The sequence below is a fragment of the Enterobacter cloacae complex sp. 394I7 genome (assembly GCF_057320345.1).
In genome coordinates this window covers 171720-188894 of sequence record NZ_JBXWCR010000005.1, presented here as the reverse complement: position 1 = coordinate 188894, position 17175 = coordinate 171720, and the positions used below count along the sequence as shown (strand labels likewise).

The window sequence follows — 17175 nt, the reverse complement described above, 5'->3', positions numbered from 1 at the left end:
TTCCGGCTGGCGATTTTCTCGCCAGCCGGTAACGGTGTTTACGACGGGGGTCACGGAGTTTCAGGAAATAATAACGAATCCCGCAATAAATGATCGTTGCCACGACGACGGGTAAAGCCGATGCGGTTGAAATATTCCAGGATCTGGATCGCCAGCTTGCGCCCGACGTTCAGCCGATCGCGGAAATCTGCTGCGCAGGTCGTGCCTCGCGCCTGATCCAGCTCGCGGATCAGGTTTGCAAACGCCACAATGCGATCGTTACGGTAATAACGATCTTTCACGATCGCGACGATTAATCCCTGCTGCGCCGCATGGCGCAATACCTGGCGCATCACCTGTTCGTCAGTATTCGTTTCACGTGCGAGATCGCGAACCCACCACGGCTCGTCGCCAAAAAGCGGGGCCACTTTCTGCCATATCGCCTCTTGCCCGGCGTTAAACCCGGCTTTGTGATCCGGCAGATGCAGCCAGCCGTGGTGGCTTTTTATCAGCCCACTTTCGCGCATGTTTTCAATCAGCAGCAGCACCAGCGCATCGTTTTCCATCGGCAACGCCATGCGTCGCAGGCGTTCACGTCCCGGGCCGGGTTCATCCTGATGCTGTTCATGGTAAGTGGCGAGCGTGGTCAGTACCTTGCGCTGCCAGCATGCTGCGACCGGGGCATTCAGTAAATTGTTACCCGCCTGAATAAAACCGGGCTCTTGGGTCAGCAGGCGTAATCCTTCCGCGCTGAGCTGACGAGCCCATGCGAAATCGCTCAGATTGACGGCACCACGCTCAAGATGAACAAGCAACGCGGCTTTATCATCCGCGGCCTGCGCCAGCGCTCCCAGCCATTGCAGATACTCCGGCTTGCGCTTGCCGCGACGCGGCGGGTTGAGCGTGACCACCCGCGCCCCGGCCAGCGTCTCCCGGGCCGAAATGTCACGCAGTACCAGACGGTCATTATCCGCGAGCCACAGTGGCGAATCGAAAACCAGTTCGGCAAGGTCGTTTTCCAGCAGTGACACGCGCCCGGTGATATGGCTGGCCGCGTGGTGGATATGCAGCGGCTGCCATTGGGTCAGCGGCACATGCGTCTGCAGGGCGACGATCGCCCGCTCAGAAGGCTCTGGCGGTACACCGGCCAGCAGCCAGTCGCCACGGTTAAGCTTCTCTTTTTCCGCATCGCCCGCAATATTGAGCGCGATGCGCTGCCCGGCATGGGCATGCTCTACGGGCTGGTTCTGCGCATGCAAACCGCGCACACGCATCGGGGCGTTGGCACCCGTGAGCCATAAGGTATCGCCCACGTTCACTTCACCGCTCAGCGCGGTACCGGTGACCACCAGCCCCGCGCCTTTAACGGTAAAGGCCCGGTCGATCGCCAGACGGAAACGATGATGGCTGGCATGCTCGCGTGAAGTAAGCTGCTGCAAATGGTGGCAAAGTTCGTCAATACCGCGCCCTTCTGTCGCCACGGTGACGAATAATGGCGCATCGGCAAATCCATACTCCCGCAAGGTCGCCTGCACGGTTTCACGCACCGCGTTGAGTCGCGACTCATCGACGCGGTCAGCTTTGGTCAGCGCAACGGTCAGCTGCGGGTTGCCCGTCAGCTGTAAAATTGCCAGATGTTCACGCGTTTGCGCCATCACGCCGTCATCACAGGCCACCACCAGCAGAGCATGATCGATGCCACCGACGCCCGCCAGCATGTTAGAAAGAAACTTCTCGTGTCCCGGTACATCAATAAAACCCAGCACCCGGCCATCAGGCTGAGGCCAGTAGGCATAGCCCAGATCGATGGTCATGCCGCGTTTTTTCTCTTCCGGCAGACGATCGGCATTCACCCCGGTCAGGGCCTGTAATAAGGTGGTTTTTCCGTGGTCGACGTGACCGGCGGTGGCAATAATCATTTCAACAGCATCTCCAGAAATCGCGCTTCATCTTCAAGACAGCGTAGATCCAGCCACATTCGGCCATCGTAAATGCGCCCGATAACCGGTGCTGGCAAGGCACGCCAGCGCGCCGACAAAGCGTCAAGCTGGCTGCCGCGCCCGTCACGGGGTGTAAACGTGAGCGCCGCGCTGGGCAGCCTGTCCACCGGCAGTGAACCGCTGCCGATCTGCGACTGACAAGCTTCAAGGCGCACGTCAAAATCGGGGTAGTGCGGCGCAACGTGTGGCAAGAGCAGCTCACCCTGGGCGCGAATTGAGGCGGCATCACGGGCCAGCAGGCGCAGCGTAGGCAGACGTTCAGCCAGTTTTTCCGGGTGGAGATAAAGGCGCAGCGTCGCTTCCAGCGCAGCAAGCGTCATTTTATCGGCTCGCAGTGCACGCTTGAGCGGGTGCTGCTGCAGCTTCGCAATAAGCGCACGTTTACCCACGATAATCCCCGCCTGCGGGCCGCCAAGCAGTTTGTCGCCGGAGAAACTCACGAGACTGACGCCCGCCGCAATCATCTCCTGCGGCATGGGCTCTTTTGGCAGACCGTACTGGCTCAGATCGACCAGCGAACCGCTACCGAGGTCGGCCACCACCGGCACACCCAGCTCACGGCCCAGCTCCGCCAGCTCCGCCTCTTCAACGGTTTTGGTGAATCCGGCTATCTGATAATTACTGGTGTGGACCTTCATCAGCAGCCCGGTATTTTCATTCACTGCCGCGCGATAATCTTTTGCATGCGTGCGGTTGGTGGTGCCCACTTCATGCAGGGTACAGCCCGCCTGGCGCATAACATCCGGAATGCGAAACGCACCGCCAATCTCGACCAGCTCGCCACGGGAAACCACCACCTCTTTACCGCTGGCGGTCGCTGCCAGCATTAACAGTACCGCCGCCGCGTTGTTATTCACGATGCAGGCATCTTCTGCGCCGGTCAGCTCGCAGAGCAGGTCCGCCAGCGCCCGATCGCGATGTCCGCGCCCTGCGCCGTCCAGATCGTACTCAAGCGTCACGGGGGAACGCATGGCCTGCACGACCGCAGCGACGGCCTCTTCTGCCTGTTGAGCGCGACCAAGGTTGGTGTGCAGCACGGTTCCCGTCAGGTTGATGACCGGGCGTAACGCGCTTTGTGCTTTCTCCTCGAGCCTCAGCTCCACTTCCTGCCCCCACGCCGCACACCAGTCCGGCAATGCATTTTCTGTCTGAATATGGCTGCGGGCTTCGTCCTGAAGCAGACGTAATATTTCAACCGTCGCGGTATGGCCGAACCGCGCAACGGCAGCATGCACGCGCGGCTCGCGAAGAAGACGGTCGGTTGCAGGGATCTGGCTGTACAGGGAGTGATGAGTTGTCATGAAAGCGCCTGGCGAGTAAATATCATCCCCCCTCCCGACGGGAGAGGGAGTCAACATAAGAAGGGATTGTACCGCCTCCTGCTGCGAAGTGTTATAACCCGCATCAAGCCTTTGGCGGTTCGGTACGGGCAAAGCTCTCGCGCTGAAAGAGCGTTTCTGCAAGCTTCACCAGCAATGGACGGTCGACGCACCAGCCGGGGGAAACGTGGCGGAAATTGAGATAACCGATGGCGCAGGCAATGGCTATCGTTGCCAGGTTCAGGCTATCGGGTTGAATTTTTCCCTCCCGGATAAGCTGTTCGCACCAGTCCAGGCTGCGGCTGATTTTTTCACGCTGGCGTAACAGTTCCGTTTCAGACTGCTGGGCGGCGGGTCTTGCCTGCTCGCGTACGGACGTTAACGCCGCATCCATAATACCGTCGGCCAGCGCTTCAATTTGCTTCATTGCCAGCGCCGCGTTTGGATCGGCCGGTAACATCGCCGGGGCCACGCCGAGCAGCTCGATGTACTCCGCAATAATGGGGGAATCAAACCAGTACTGGCCTTCGTCTGTTACCAGCGCCGGCACTTTTCCCAGCGGGTTGTACTTCGCCACACCGTTTTCAGCGTGATAAGGCTGTTCATTGACGAACTCGAATTCAATCCCTTTCTCCAGCAGGAGAATCGAGATTTTTCGCACGAAGGGACTGGTGTAGCTGCCGATAAGTTTCATTGCCTGATCCTTGATGCCGAAAAAAGTCAGTATGGATCAAGCGATGAAAAAAGGGCAGGTATGCGTGTCGCATTCCTGCCCTGAAGGGGTTAGTGATCGAGATAGAGGTAGTGCATCCAGCTGGTCATACGCAGCAGCACCTTACGCATTACCGAGACGTGAGCAAAGTGATCCGAATAGACCGCCACCTGAGCATAAATGCCGTCGGGCAGCGCATCGACATCAGCATTCGGCTCCAGCTCGATAGTGCCTAATACGCCATCGGTGCCAGGGATCACGGTCAGCGACTGCAGCGCACCCTGCGCCTGGTATGATCCCCCCGGCACCACCGGCAGAATACTGGTGAGCTTGCCGGAGAAGACCTGGCCCGGCAGCGCGTTGAAGACCACTTCCGCTTCGTCGCCCGGCTTCAGACGCAGCAGCGAGTTCTGACGGAACTGGGCCACAATCTGGCGTTTCTGTTCAGGAATAAAGACCATGACCGGGCGCAGCGGCAGCGCGGCAGCATAGGTCCCCGGACGAATCAGTACCTGCGTGATATAGCCATTGCTCGGCGCACGCACCACGGTCTGATCCAGGTTGTATTTCGCTTCAGCAAGCTGAGCACGCAGGGAAGCAACCTGGGATTGCTCACCGTTGACCATACTGTCTAACTGACTTTGTATTTGCGTCTGTTCAGCCACCGAGCCTTTTACCAGCGCATCCTGCGCCAGATAGTTTTGCCGTGCGTTGTCGATATCGCTTTCAGAGAACGGGTTAACCTTTGCGCGGCTGCCTTTCAGGTAGCGCTGGTAATCTTTATACAGGCGGTCACGTTCAGCGGACACGCGCGTGGTATTGGCGACCGCTTCCGCAAGCTGCGCTTTGAGATTGTCGATATTGTGCGTGGCGGTGACCAGGTCGGCCTGCAGTCTGTCAACGCGCGCCTGATAGCGGCCCGGATCAAGTTTAAATAACACTTCGCCTTTTTTAATTAGCTGGTTATTTTTATCGGTAACTTCACTCACTACCCCAGTAACCTGCGGCGTAATCGGAATGGAAATAACCGCTTTTTGCGCCGTAAAGGTATAGGGATGGTTATAGTTCATCAACAGGATAAGCCCGGCGACAATAAACACCCCGCCTAATGTTGCGGTCGCGAGGGTCCACTGGTTTACCGGGATACGGAATATTTTAAAAATGGCCCAGGCAAAGGCCACATAGGTCAAAATAATCAGCAGATCCATGATTAGTGCTCCAGCGTGTTCTTGTCAGCCGTGGGAGGTACCGCTGCCAGTTTTTGTTCTAATTCGGCCACACGTTTAGTCAGAGCATCCATACCCGGGACCTCATCAGGTTTTGAGATGTGGTTCTGCATCCCCCAGCCGCGATCTTCGCGGTACAACGTGGCCCAAATCCACAGGAACGGCCAAATCGCATGGAGCGTAAACAGGCTAATCCATCCCGCCGTATGAATGGCATCCGCATGGGGATGATTCCGTTTTTTGGCCATATTATAAGGAATATCATGGATGGCGATGATTCCGTAAAAAAGAACCAGAAATACAAAAATCAATACGCCCAGCGCAAAATAGTTGAGAAACATATTCTCCTCACTTAAACAACGTCAACTCATTAAATTAATAAAACGGTACGCAACCTAATTAATTTTTTATAAATACGAGGTGTACTTATATTTCAGAGCCGGGGAGTATCGTTTTTTATAATATCTCCATGCAAGTTTATAAGCGTGTCAAAATATATCCTGAATAATAATAGACTTAACCTTACAATATGAGCGTAACGTACCTTATTGCTTTTCGCCATACCACACATGAAAAGTCATTTTTTAGCTTTATGTGTGACTTCATGACATCCTGGCGTTGAATCGCCAGGCAGAATTTGTCGCCGATCACATCCGGAGAATTCTGCATAAAAATTTTTTGTGAAATTAATCACAATCCAGAAACAAACTCACGACAATCAAGTGTGATTCACATCACAGAAGTGGGTGGTTTTTGCGTTATTTATCGCCATCGTATTTTTTTTATCCACCATTTTTGTGACGAAGATCACTTCATTCATGTCTGCACCCCCTACATTTACGTGATTCATATCACACAAATTTCCGTCGTCTGGACAGTTGAACGATTCAGTGCCAGATTTCACAGCATCAGAACAGGGCCCGGCTACCTCTGCCGCCTCATTAACAATAAACCTCGGGCCGCAAGCCTAAGCGTAAACAGAAGAAGGGGTGTTTTATGTCATCCGATTTCAAGATCAAAGTTCAAAGCTTTGGTCGTTTTCTCAGCAATATGGTGATGCCAAATATCGGCGCGTTTATCGCGTGGGGTATCATCACTGCGTTGTTCATCCCGACAGGGTGGTTGCCTAACGAAACGCTGGCGAAACTTGTTGGCCCAATGATTACCTATCTGCTGCCGCTGCTTATCGGGTTTACCGGGGGTCGTCTGGTGGGTGGAGATCGTGGTGGCGTTGTGGGTGCCATCACGACGATGGGGGTTATCGTCGGTGCGGATATGCCGATGTTCCTCGGTGCAATGATTGCGGGCCCTCTGGGCGGCTGGGCAATTAAGAAATTCGACGTCTGGGTTGATGGCAAGATCAAATCCGGCTTCGAAATGCTGGTGAACAACTTCTCTGCGGGCATCATCGGTATGATCCTCGCGATTCTGGCGTTCCTCGGCATTGGCCCTGCGGTTGAAGTGCTGTCCAAAGTTCTGGCGGCAGGCGTTAACTTCATGGTTGCGCACGACATGCTGCCGCTGGCGTCTATCTTTGTTGAACCGGCGAAAATCCTGTTCCTCAACAACGCCATTAACCACGGTATCTTCTCACCGCTGGGCATTCAGCAGTCTCATGACCTCGGCAAGTCCATCTTCTTCCTGATTGAAGCCAACCCGGGCCCGGGCATGGGTGTTCTGCTGGCGTACATGTTCTTTGGTCGCGGCAGTGCGAAACAGTCTGCGGGCGGTGCGGCTATCATCCACTTCCTGGGCGGTATCCACGAAATTTACTTCCCTTATGTGCTGATGAACCCACGTCTGATCCTGGCCGTTATCCTCGGCGGTATGACGGGCGTGTTCACCCTGAGCGTGCTGGGCGGTGGTCTGGTTTCTCCGGCCTCTCCAGGCTCCATCCTGGCGGTGCTGGCGATGACCCCGAAAGGTGCCTATTTCGCTAACATCGCAGCCATCTGTGCGGCAATGGCCGTCTCCTTCGTGGTCTCTTCTATCCTGCTGAAAACCAGCAAAGTGAAAGAAGATGACGATATCGAAGCGGCAACCCGTCGTATGCATGACATGAAAGCCGAATCAAAAGGCGCAACGCCGCTGGCGGCGGGCGATGTCTCTAACGACCTGAGCCACGTACGTAAAATCATCGTGGCCTGTGACGCGGGTATGGGTTCCAGCGCCATGGGTGCCGGCGTGCTGCGTAAGAAAGTACAGGATGCGGGTCTGACCAACATCTCCGTCACCAACAGCGCCATCAATAGCCTGCCTGCAGATGTTGACCTGGTGATTACGCACCGCGATCTGACCGAACGTGCGATGCGTCAGGTTCCTCAGGCACAGCACATTTCGCTGACCAACTTCCTGGACAGCGGCCTGTACACCAACCTGACCGAACGTCTGGTGGCGGCACAGCGTCATGAAGATAACGAAGTCAAAGTCCGCGACAGCCTGAAAGACAGCTTTGACGCGAACGACAGCCACCTGTTCCGCCTGGGCGCAGAAAACATCTTCCTGGGCCACACGGCGTCCCACAAGGAAGAGGCGATTCGCTTTGCCGGTGAACAGCTGGTGAAAGGCGGCTACGTGCAGCCTGAATACGTTGACGCGATGCTGGAGCGTGAAAAGCTGACCCCAACCTATCTGGGTGAATCCATTGCGGTTCCACACGGTACGGTTGAAGCGAAAGATCGCGTACTGAAAACCGGCGTGGTGTTCTGCCAGTATCCGGATGGTGTACGCTTCGGTGAAGAAGAAGACGACATCGCCCGCCTGGTGATTGGTATCGCCGCTCGCAACAACGAGCACATCCAGGTGATTACCAGCCTGACCAACGCGCTGGATGACGACTCTGTCATTGAACGTCTGGCCAACACCACCAGCGTGGAAGAAGTGCTGGCGCTGTTGAACAAGTAACGGAACCTCTTCCCTCTCCCCCTGTGGGGAGAGGGTTAGGGTGAGGGCAAAGCCTCACCCCAGCCCTCTCGGGTAAAAACATTGATTAAGGTTAATACTATGAAAGCATTACATTTTGGCGCAGGTAATATCGGTCGTGGCTTTATCGGTAAACTGCTGGCAGACGCAGGCATTACGCTGACATTCGCCGATGTGAATCAGGTAGTCCTGGATGCCCTGAATGCCCGTCATAGCTATCAGGTACACGTGGTAGGCGAAAACGAGCAGGTTGAGACGGTGTCTGGCGTTAATGCGGTAAGCAGCATTGGCGAAGACGTTATCGACCTCATCGCCAGTGTCGATCTGGTGACCACGGCCGTTGGTCCGGTGGTGCTTGAGCGCATTGCCCCTGCGGTGGCGAAAGGCCTGGCAAAACGTAAAGCGCAGGGCATCGACACACCGCTGAACATCATCGCCTGTGAAAACATGGTGCGCGGCACCACGCAGCTGAAAGGCCATGTGCTCGCCGCCGTCGCGGACGAAGATAAAGCCTGGGTGGAAGCGCACATCGGCTTTGTGGATTCCGCCGTTGACCGTATCGTTCCGCCGTCAGAATCCGCCACCCACGATCCGCTGGAAGTGACCGTGGAAACCTTCAGCGAGTGGATCGTCGATAAAACCCAGTTTAAAGGCGCGCTGCCAACCATTCCGGGGATGGAATTAACCGATAACCTGATGGCCTTTGTCGAACGTAAACTCTTCACGCTGAACACCGGGCATGCTATAACCGCGTACCTCGGAAAATTGGCCGGTCATCAGACCATTCGTGACGCGATCCTCGATGAGAGCATCCGTGCGGTGGTTAAAGGGGCAATGGAAGAGAGCGGCGCGGTGCTGATCAAACGCTACGGTTTTGATGCTGAGAAACATGCAGCATACATCCAGAAAATCCTCGGTCGTTTTGAAAACCCGTATCTGAAAGATGACGTTGAGCGCGTAGGCCGTCAGCCACTGCGTAAACTGAGCGCGGGCGATCGCCTGATTAAACCGCTGCTGGGCACGCTGGAGTATGGTCTTGCGCACGCCAACCTGGTGAAAGGGATTGCCGCCGCGATGCATTACCGCAGCGAACAGGATCCACAGGCGCAGGAGCTGGCTCAGCTGATTAACGATAAAGGCCCGCAGGGTGCGCTGGCGCAGATCTCTGGTCTGGATGCCAACAGCGACGTGGTTGTGGAGGCGGTGAACGCTTACAACGCAATCAAATGATGCAGAGTGCGGCGCAGGATAGCCTGCGCCCAAATAACAGATTGTCAGATATGCAGGCAATAATGGAACAAACCCAGGCCTTTGAAAATCGTGTGCTTGAGCGTCTGAATGCTGGCAAAACCGTACGAAGTTTCCTGATTGCCGCCGTCGAGTTGCTAACCGAGGCGGTGAATATTCTGGTACTTCAGGTGTTTCGCAAAGACGACTACGCGGTAAAATATGCTGTAGAACCGTTACTGGACGGAGACGGACCGCTGGGCGATTTATCGGTACGTCTGAAGCTGATTTATGGTCTTGGCGTGTTGAACCGACAAGAGTATGAAGATGCCGAGCTGCTGATGGCACTGCGCGAAGAGTTAAATCATGACGGTAATGAGTACACCTTTACCGATGATGAGATCCTTGGCCCCTTCGGCGAGCTACACTGCGTCTCCGCGCTTCCCCCTGCTCCCCATTTTGATAACAGTGACCCTGAGCTGTACGCGATGCAAAAGCTGCGTTATCAACAGGTTGTCCGTTCCACAATGGTCCTTTCCCTGACTGAGCTGATTTCCCGAATCAGCTTAAAAAAAGCGTTTCAGAAGTAAGCCTGCTCACATTGGTGTATCCTTCCCTGTAAATTCCCCGTTTTCAGAGTTATTTGTCATGAAAGAAGTCGAAAAGAACGAAATTAAACGCCTGAGCGACCGCCTGGATCTGATCCGCCACCAGATGGCTGGTCTCTCACTGGTTGAGTCCGCCGAGAAGTATGCCGAGCTGGAGAAAGAGAGTGAGAAGCTTGAAGCGGAAATCGAGCGTCTGCGCGAAGTCAAAGGCCAGAAGCTGAGCAACGAAGCCCAAAAGCTGTTGAGCATGCCGCACCGTCGCGCCATCACTAAAAAAGAGCAGGCCGACATGGGCAAGCTGAAGAAAAGCGTCCGTGGCCTGGTGGTGGTTCATCCCATGACCGAGCTTGGTCGCGAAATGGGTCTGAAAGAGATGACGGGTTTTTGTAAGACCGCGTTTTGATCGTCCCCCGCCCTCTCTCCCAGGCGAGAGGGCGAAAACCATACCGCGTCGCCCCCTCACCGCTTAAAATTGGCCCAACCAATCTCCCGGTAATCACTTTCCTGGTTCACAATTCCACTAATTCCCCTCACAAAATCATTGCCGACTCATAACAACTGGTTAACCATTTATTGTCATTCACCCTACAACACAATATTGGCAGGACCACTTTTACACAGTTTGTGACGCAGAGATGAGCGGAGACTCACCCGCTACGCAGACTGTCTGGTCCTCAGGAGACCTGCATGAGCCTCTGGCAACAAAACTACGATCCGGCTGGCAATATCTGGCTGTCGAGCCTGATCGCATCGCTTCCGATCCTGTTCTTCTTCTTTGCGCTGATTAAGCTCAAGCTGAAGGGATACCTGGCCGCGACGTACACCGTTGCCATTGCGCTGATGGTGGCACTGTTCTTCTATAAAATGCCGGTCGATCGCGCGCTGGCCTCCGTCGTCTATGGTTTCTTCTACGGCCTGTGGCCGATTGCGTGGATCATCATCGCGGCGGTCTTTGTCTACAAAATCTCGGTGAAAACCGGGCAGTTCGACATTATCCGCTCATCGATACTTTCCATTACCCCGGACCAGCGTCTGCAGATGCTGATTGTCGGTTTCTCCTTCGGGGCCTTTCTGGAAGGGGCGGCCGGGTTTGGCGCACCGGTTGCCATCACCGCGGCGCTGTTAGTCGGGCTGGGGTTCAACCCGCTTTACGCTGCAGGTCTTTGTCTGATCGTTAACACCGCGCCGGTGGCGTTTGGTGCGATGGGGATCCCGATTCTGGTCGCCGGGCAGGTCACCGGTCTGGACAGCTTTGAAATTGGCCAGATGGTTGGCCGTCAGCTGCCGTTCCTGACCATCATCGTGCTGTTCTGGATCATGGCGATTATGGATGGCTGGCGCGGCGTGAAAGAGACATGGCCTGCGGTGGTCGTCGCTGGCGGCTCGTTTGCCATTGCCCAGTATCTCAGCTCGAATTTCCTCGGCCCCGAATTGCCGGACATTATCTCTTCACTGGTGTCGCTGGTCTGCCTGACGCTGTTCCTGAAACGCTGGCAGCCGGTACGCATCTTCCGTTTCGCCGATATGGGTGCTTCACACGTCGATCAAACCCTGGCACGTACCGGTTATACCGCGGGACAAATCATTCGCGCATGGTCTCCGTTCCTGTTCCTGACCGCCACGGTTACGCTCTGGAGTATTCCACCGTTTAAGGCCCTGTTCGCACCGGGTGGCGCACTGTATGAGATGGTCATTAACATCTCCGTGCCGTTCCTCGACAAGATGGTCGCCCGTATGCCGCCCGTGGTGCACGCCGCCACGCCGTATGCCGCGGTGTATAAATTTGACTGGTTCTCAGCAACCGGCACCGCAATACTGTTTGCCGCTATCCTGTCTGTGGTGTGGTTACGCATGAAGCCAGCGGCTGCAGTACAGACTTTTGCGGCTACCATTAAGGAGCTGATGCTGCCGATCTACTCCATCGGCATGGTGCTGGCGTTCGCGTTTATCTCGAACTATTCCGGCCTGTCATCGACACTGGCGCTTGCGCTGGCGCATACCGGCCACGCCTTCACGTTCTTCTCGCCGTTCCTCGGCTGGCTGGGGGTGTTCCTGACCGGTTCAGATACCTCATCTAACGCCCTGTTTGCGGCCCTGCAGGCGACGGCAGCCCAGCAGATTGGCGTGTCGGACATCCTTCTGGTGGCCGCCAATACTACCGGCGGCGTGACCGGCAAGATGATCTCACCGCAATCCATCGCCATTGCCTGTGCGGCGGTGGGACTGGTCGGTAAAGAGTCGGACCTGTTCCGCTTTACCGTGAAACACAGCCTGATATTCACCTGTATGGTCGGGGTGATCACGACCCTGCAGGCCTATGTCTTAACCTGGATGATCCCATGATAGTCATGCCCAGACGCCTGTCCGACGAGATTGCCTCTCGCGTACGGGCGCTGATTGAAGAACAACAGCTGGAAGCGGGCATGAAATTGCCCGCCGAGCGCCAGCTCGCCGCCCAACTGGGTGTATCTCGTAACTCCCTGCGTGAGGCGCTGGCGACGCTGGTCAGCGAAGGGGTACTGGTAAGCCGTCGGGGCGGCGGCACCTTTGTCCGCTGGCAGCACGATGACTGGTCCGAGCAAAACATCGTGCTGCCGCTTAAAACACTGATGGAAAACGACCCGGACTACAGCTTCGACATCATTGAAGCGCGGCACGCCATCGAAACCAGTACCGCCTGGCATGCGGCCATGCGGGCCACTGAAGCCGACAAAGAGAAGCTCAAAGCCTGCTTTGACGCCACCCAAAGCAGCGACCCGGACATCGCCTCGCAGGCGGACGTGCGGTTTCATCTGGCGATTGCCGAAGCATCGCACAACGTCGTTCTGCTCCAGACCATGCGCGGTTTCTTCGACCTGTTGCAATCCTCCGTGAAGCAGAGCCGCCAGCGTATGTATCTGGTCCCGCCGGTATTTGCCCAACTGACCGAACAGCACGAGGCGGTACTCAACGCCATTCTGGCCGGGGATGCTGAGGCCGCGCGCAAAGCGATGATGGCGCATCTGGGGTTCGTGCACACCACCATAAAACGATTCGATGAAGATCAGGCCCGACAGGCGCGTATTACCCGTCTGCCTGGCGACAGTGATATTTCCAGGGAGAACAAAGCATGATTATTTCAGCAGCCAGTGACTATCGCGCCGCGGCGCAGCGCATTTTGCCGCCGTTCCTGTTCCACTATATTGACGGTGGGGCATATGCCGAATACACCCTGCGCCGCAACGTGGAAGATCTGTCGGAAGTGGCGCTGCGCCAGCGCGTGCTGAAAGATATGTCTGAGCTGAGCCTTGAGACAACGCTGTTTAACGAAACGCTTTCCATGCCGGTGGCCCTTGCACCAGTCGGTTTGTGCGGCATGTACGCCCGCCGGGGTGAAGTCCAGGCGGCAGCAGCGGCGGATGCCAAAGGTATTCCGTTTACCCTCTCCACCGTCTCCGTCTGCCCGATTGAAGAAGTGGCCCCGACCCTCCAGCGTCCGATGTGGTTCCAGCTGTACGTCCTGCGCGATCGCGGCTTTATGCGCAATGCGCTGGAGCGTGCCAAAGCCGCGGGCTGTTCAACGCTGGTCTTTACCGTTGATATGCCGACGCCTGGCGCCCGTTACCGTGATGCCCACTCCGGGATGAGCGGCCCAAATGCTGCCCTGCGTCGCTACTGGCAGGCGGTAACGCACCCGCAATGGGCCTGGGATGTCGGTGTGAATGGTCGCCCGCACGATCTGGGGAATATCTCGGCCTATCTTGGTAAACCCACCGGGCTGGAAGATTACATCGGCTGGCTGGCGAATAATTTCGATCCGTCCATCTCGTGGAAAGACCTGGAGTGGATCCGCGAATTCTGGGACGGCCCGATGGTGATCAAAGGGATCCTCGACCCGGAAGATGCCCGCGATGCCGTGCGCTTTGGCGCTGACGGTATTGTGGTCTCTAACCACGGCGGACGTCAGCTTGACGGGGTACTCTCTTCCGCACGCGCACTGCCGGCGATTGCCGATGCGGTGAAAGGTGATATCGCTATCCTCGCCGACAGCGGTATCCGCAACGGGCTTGACGTGGTGCGTATGATTGCCCTTGGCGCAGACAGCGTATTGCTCGGACGCGCATATCTTTATGCACTGGCTACGGCTGGTCAGGCAGGGGTGGCGAATCTGCTCAACCTGATCGAAAAAGAGATGAAAGTGGCGATGACGTTGACCGGCGCAAAAACGATTCGCGAAATCAGCAAGGATTCCCTGGTGCAGGAGTTGGGTAAATTACCCGCAGCACTGGCACCGCTTGCCCAGGGTGACGCAGCCTGACGCCCGTCTGATTCCCCTTCCCCTCTCCACGCGTCCGAACTCCCCTCGGGCGCTTTTTTTTGTCAAAAATAACATCCAGGTAACATATTAGATAAGAAAATTTGACATACCTGTGCCGCACGCAATTGTATAGACAAGCAAATACAAGAACACAAAAACACCATCACATCAGAGGGGAGCGTATGAGATATTCAGGTCAGGTGGATATTCAGCAGGTGATCGACGACAGTCCCTTTTCGGGGTTTCACTGGGTGCTCATCGTGCTGGGCTTTCTGGTGCTGGCGATCGATGGTTTCGATACCGCAGCAATGGGCTACATTGCGCCCACGCTGTCGGCAGAATGGGGCATACACAAACAGGATCTGGGACCGGTACTGAGCGCAGCACTGCTCGGGCTGTCCCTGGGAGCGCTGGTCGCAGGCCCGGTATCGGACCGGATAGGCCGCAAGCGCGTACTGGTCTTTTCTTGTCTGTTCTTCGGCCTTTCAAGCCTGGGGACGGCCTGGGCACAAAGCCTTAACACCCTGACGCTATGGCGGTTTCTGACAGGCCTGGGGCTGGGTGCCGCCATGCCGAACGCCATCACCCTCATCTCAGAGTTTGCCCCTCAGCGCTGTCGCGCCATGGCGATTAATACCATGTACTGCGGCTTCCCGCTGGGCGCGGCCGGCGGTGGGGCGATATCGTCCTGGCTTATCCCGCATCATGGCTGGCGAAGCGTACTGCTGACCGGCGCGATAGCACCGCTGATATTAACGCTGCTGCTGATGCTGTTTTTACCGGAATCGGTGAAGTACCTGGTGCAGCGCGGGAAAGATGTGATGCAGATCCGCCGTATCGCCAGCCGTTTCGCCCGCACGACCCTCGATGGCGTCACCGGTTTCTTCCTCGCAGAGGATCGGGTCGCCGCCAAAAAAGGGAGCGTAGCACAGCTGTTTTCACAGCCCTGGCTGCCCGGCACCCTGATGCTATGGGTAACCTATTTTATGGGGCTGGTGATTTATTACGTCCTGCTTAGCTGGATGCCGACGCTGATGCTGGGGATGGGCTATCCCCTCGCGGAATCCGCATGGCTCACCTCGCTGTTCACCTTCGGCGGTACCGCAGGCATCCTTCTCGCGGGCTGGATGATGGATCGCTGGGAGGCACACAAAGTGGTCGCAGGTGGCTTTGTCCTGACCATGCTGCTCATTCTGGCGCTCGGCATTGAACATAACCATATCGCCCTGTTTGGCGGCTTGATTTTCCTGATGGGGATCGCGATGAACGGCGCGCAATCGGGAATGCAGACGCTGGCAGCCACCTTTTATCCTACCGAGTGTCGCGCAACGGGCATTGCCTGGATGCAGGGCATTGGCCGCTTTGGTGGCGTGGCGGGCACCATGACCAGCGCGCAGCTTCTCTCCATGCAGTGGCAGGCAGACAGCATTTTGATGATCCTTAGCCTGCCCGCCCTGCTGGCGGCCGCGGCAACCTTCTACAAAATGCTCCGTTGCCGCTCGCAGGATCTCGGCGTCGCATAAGCGGCCCGGTTTCTGCTATTCTGCCCCCGCAATTAAGGGGGCAGCATGCTTAACATCGTTTTATTCGAACCAGAAATTCCGCCGAATACCGGCAATATTATCCGCCTGTGCGCCAACACCGGTTTTCGTCTGCATATCATCGAGCCGATGGGTTTTACGTGGGACGACAAACGTCTGCGCCGCGCGGGGCTGGATTATCATGAATTTACGGCCGTGGTTCGCCATCATGATTACGCCGCGTTTCTGGAAAGCGAAAACCCACAGCGCATGTTCGCCCTGACCACCAAAGGCACGCCGGCACATAGCGCCGTGCGCTATCAGGACGGTGATTATCTGATGTTTGGCCCGGAAACGCGCGGCCTGCCGGCCACCATTCTTGATGCCCTGCCCGCTGAGCAGAAGATTCGTATTCCGATGATGCCGGACAGCCGCAGCATGAACCTGTCAAATGCGGTGTCGGTGGTGGTGTATGAAGCATGGCGCCAGCTGGGATACCCGGGCGCCATTCTCAGGAGTTAAATACCGTCACCATACTCAAACGTATGGTGAATACCGTTGAAGTGCTGATCCATATCCATCGACGGTTTGTCGCTGTCTGGTTTACCGACAATACGAGCCGGTACGCCAGCGGCGGTCGTGTGCGGCGGAACAGGCTGCAGAACAACCGAGCCGGCGCCAATCTTCGCACCACGACCCACTTCGATGTTGCCGAGGATCTTGGCGCCCGCGCCAATCATCACCCCTTCACGGATTTTCGGATGGCGATCGCCGCTGGTTTTACCGGTACCGCCTAACGTGACCGACTGCAGAATCGAAACGTCATCTTCAATCACCGCGGTTTCACCGACGACAATGCCGGTGGCGTGGTCAAGCATGATCCCGCGGCCAATTTTCGCGGCCGGGTGAATATCCACCTGGAAGGTCACGGAAACCTGGTTTTGCAGGAAGATAGCCAGCGCGCGGCGGCCTTCATTCCACAGCCAGTGGCCGATGCGATAAGCCTGCAAGGCATGAAAGCCCTTCAGATACAGCAACGGCGTAGAGTATTTGTCCACCGCCGGGTCACGCGTGCGCACGGCCTGGATATCACAGGCGGCAGAAGCGATCATTTCAGGGTCAGCGGCATAGGCCTCTTCCACCACTTCACGAATGGCGATGGCGGGCATAATCGAGGAAGCCAGTTTATTGGCGAGCATATAGCTCAGGGCGCTGCCGAGGTTTTCGTGCTTGAGTAGCGTCGCATGATAGAAACTGGCCAGCATTGGCTCGCAGTCAGCCAAAGCCCGGGCTTCAGCTTTAATATTGTTCCAGACGATATCCAGTTCTTCACACGGCATTGCTTACTCCAGACGACATGTTAAT

At 56.3% G+C, this 17175-nt stretch carries 15 protein-coding genes; 9 read left to right on the top strand and 6 right to left on the bottom strand.

Annotated elements, in window-relative coordinates; translation table 11 throughout:
• Window positions 1-50 precede the first annotated feature (50 nt).
• From selB to AC2FAP_RS18090, 5 genes are all read right to left on the bottom strand, one after another.
• Entirely contained in the window at window positions 51-1898 is a 1848-nt protein-coding gene (gene selB / locus AC2FAP_RS18110; protein WP_449541922.1) for a selenocysteine-specific translation elongation factor, read from the bottom strand.
• Window positions 1895-3280, bottom strand: a complete 1386-nt coding sequence (gene selA / locus AC2FAP_RS18105; RefSeq protein WP_032679999.1) for an L-seryl-tRNA(Sec) selenium transferase — start codon at window positions 3278-3280, stop codon at window positions 1895-1897. Before selA ends, selB begins: the two co-directional genes overlap by 4 nt.
• A gap of 103 nt (window positions 3281-3383) precedes the next feature.
• Window positions 3384-3992, bottom strand: a complete 609-nt coding sequence (locus AC2FAP_RS18100) for a glutathione S-transferase (protein WP_485453002.1) — start codon at window positions 3990-3992, stop codon at window positions 3384-3386.
• Between the two features lie 89 nt (window positions 3993-4081).
• Window positions 4082-5218, bottom strand: coding sequence for an HlyD family secretion protein (locus tag AC2FAP_RS18095; protein ID WP_014168091.1), 1137 nt, complete (start codon window positions 5216-5218; stop codon window positions 4082-4084).
• Between the two features lie 2 nt (window positions 5219-5220).
• A complete protein-coding gene (locus tag AC2FAP_RS18090) occupies window positions 5221-5577 on the bottom strand; it encodes a DUF3302 domain-containing protein (RefSeq protein ID WP_014168090.1) in 357 nt (118 codons plus the stop codon).
• Between the two features lie 655 nt (window positions 5578-6232).
• On the opposite strand from AC2FAP_RS18090, the gene AC2FAP_RS18085 reads away from it, so the two are divergent.
• The 9 genes from AC2FAP_RS18085 (at window position 6233) to trmL (ending at window position 16332) form a co-directional block, all read left to right on the top strand.
• A complete protein-coding gene (locus AC2FAP_RS18085) occupies window positions 6233-8140 on the top strand; it encodes a PTS mannitol transporter subunit IICBA (RefSeq protein WP_485453001.1) in 1908 nt (635 codons plus the stop codon).
• Window positions 8141-8239: 99 nt separating this feature from the next.
• Complete coding sequence (mtlD, locus tag AC2FAP_RS18080) at window positions 8240-9388, top strand: mannitol-1-phosphate 5-dehydrogenase (RefSeq protein WP_025206445.1); 1149 nt, start codon at window positions 8240-8242, stop codon at window positions 9386-9388.
• Complete coding sequence (gene mtlR, locus AC2FAP_RS18075) at window positions 9388-9975, top strand: mannitol operon repressor MtlR (RefSeq protein WP_192879999.1); 588 nt, start codon at window positions 9388-9390, stop codon at window positions 9973-9975. The genes mtlD and mtlR overlap by 1 nt, the downstream gene beginning before the upstream one ends.
• A gap of 58 nt (window positions 9976-10033) precedes the next feature.
• Entirely contained in the window at window positions 10034-10396 is a 363-nt protein-coding gene (locus tag AC2FAP_RS18070) for a YibL family ribosome-associated protein (protein ID WP_014168086.1), read from the top strand.
• Between the two features lie 284 nt (window positions 10397-10680).
• Entirely contained in the window at window positions 10681-12336 is a 1656-nt protein-coding gene (gene lldP / locus AC2FAP_RS18065) for an L-lactate permease (RefSeq protein WP_032680001.1), read from the top strand.
• Window positions 12333-13106: a transcriptional regulator LldR gene (lldR, locus tag AC2FAP_RS18060; protein ID WP_149376833.1), complete on the top strand. Its 774-nt coding sequence runs from the start codon at window positions 12333-12335 to the stop codon at window positions 13104-13106. Before lldP ends, lldR begins: the two co-directional genes overlap by 4 nt.
• Window positions 13103-14290 carry an FMN-dependent L-lactate dehydrogenase LldD gene (lldD, locus tag AC2FAP_RS18055; protein WP_025206447.1) on the top strand — a complete coding sequence of 396 codons (1188 nt, stop codon included), beginning with the start codon at window positions 13103-13105 and terminating at the stop codon, window positions 14288-14290. The genes lldR and lldD overlap by 4 nt, the downstream gene beginning before the upstream one ends.
• 182 nt (window positions 14291-14472) lie before the next feature.
• Window positions 14473-15813, top strand: coding sequence for an MFS transporter (locus AC2FAP_RS18050; protein ID WP_047954885.1), 1341 nt, complete (start codon window positions 14473-14475; stop codon window positions 15811-15813).
• Window positions 15814-15858: 45 nt separating this feature from the next.
• Complete coding sequence (gene trmL, locus AC2FAP_RS18045; RefSeq protein WP_014168081.1) at window positions 15859-16332, top strand: tRNA (uridine(34)/cytosine(34)/5-carboxymethylaminomethyluridine(34)-2'-O)-methyltransferase TrmL; 474 nt, start codon at window positions 15859-15861, stop codon at window positions 16330-16332.
• On the opposite strand, the gene cysE is transcribed toward trmL, so the two are convergent.
• Entirely contained in the window at window positions 16329-17150 is an 822-nt protein-coding gene (cysE, locus tag AC2FAP_RS18040; RefSeq protein WP_008502718.1) for a serine O-acetyltransferase, read from the bottom strand. The genes trmL and cysE overlap by 4 nt on opposite strands.
• Window positions 17151-17175 lie beyond the last annotated feature (25 nt).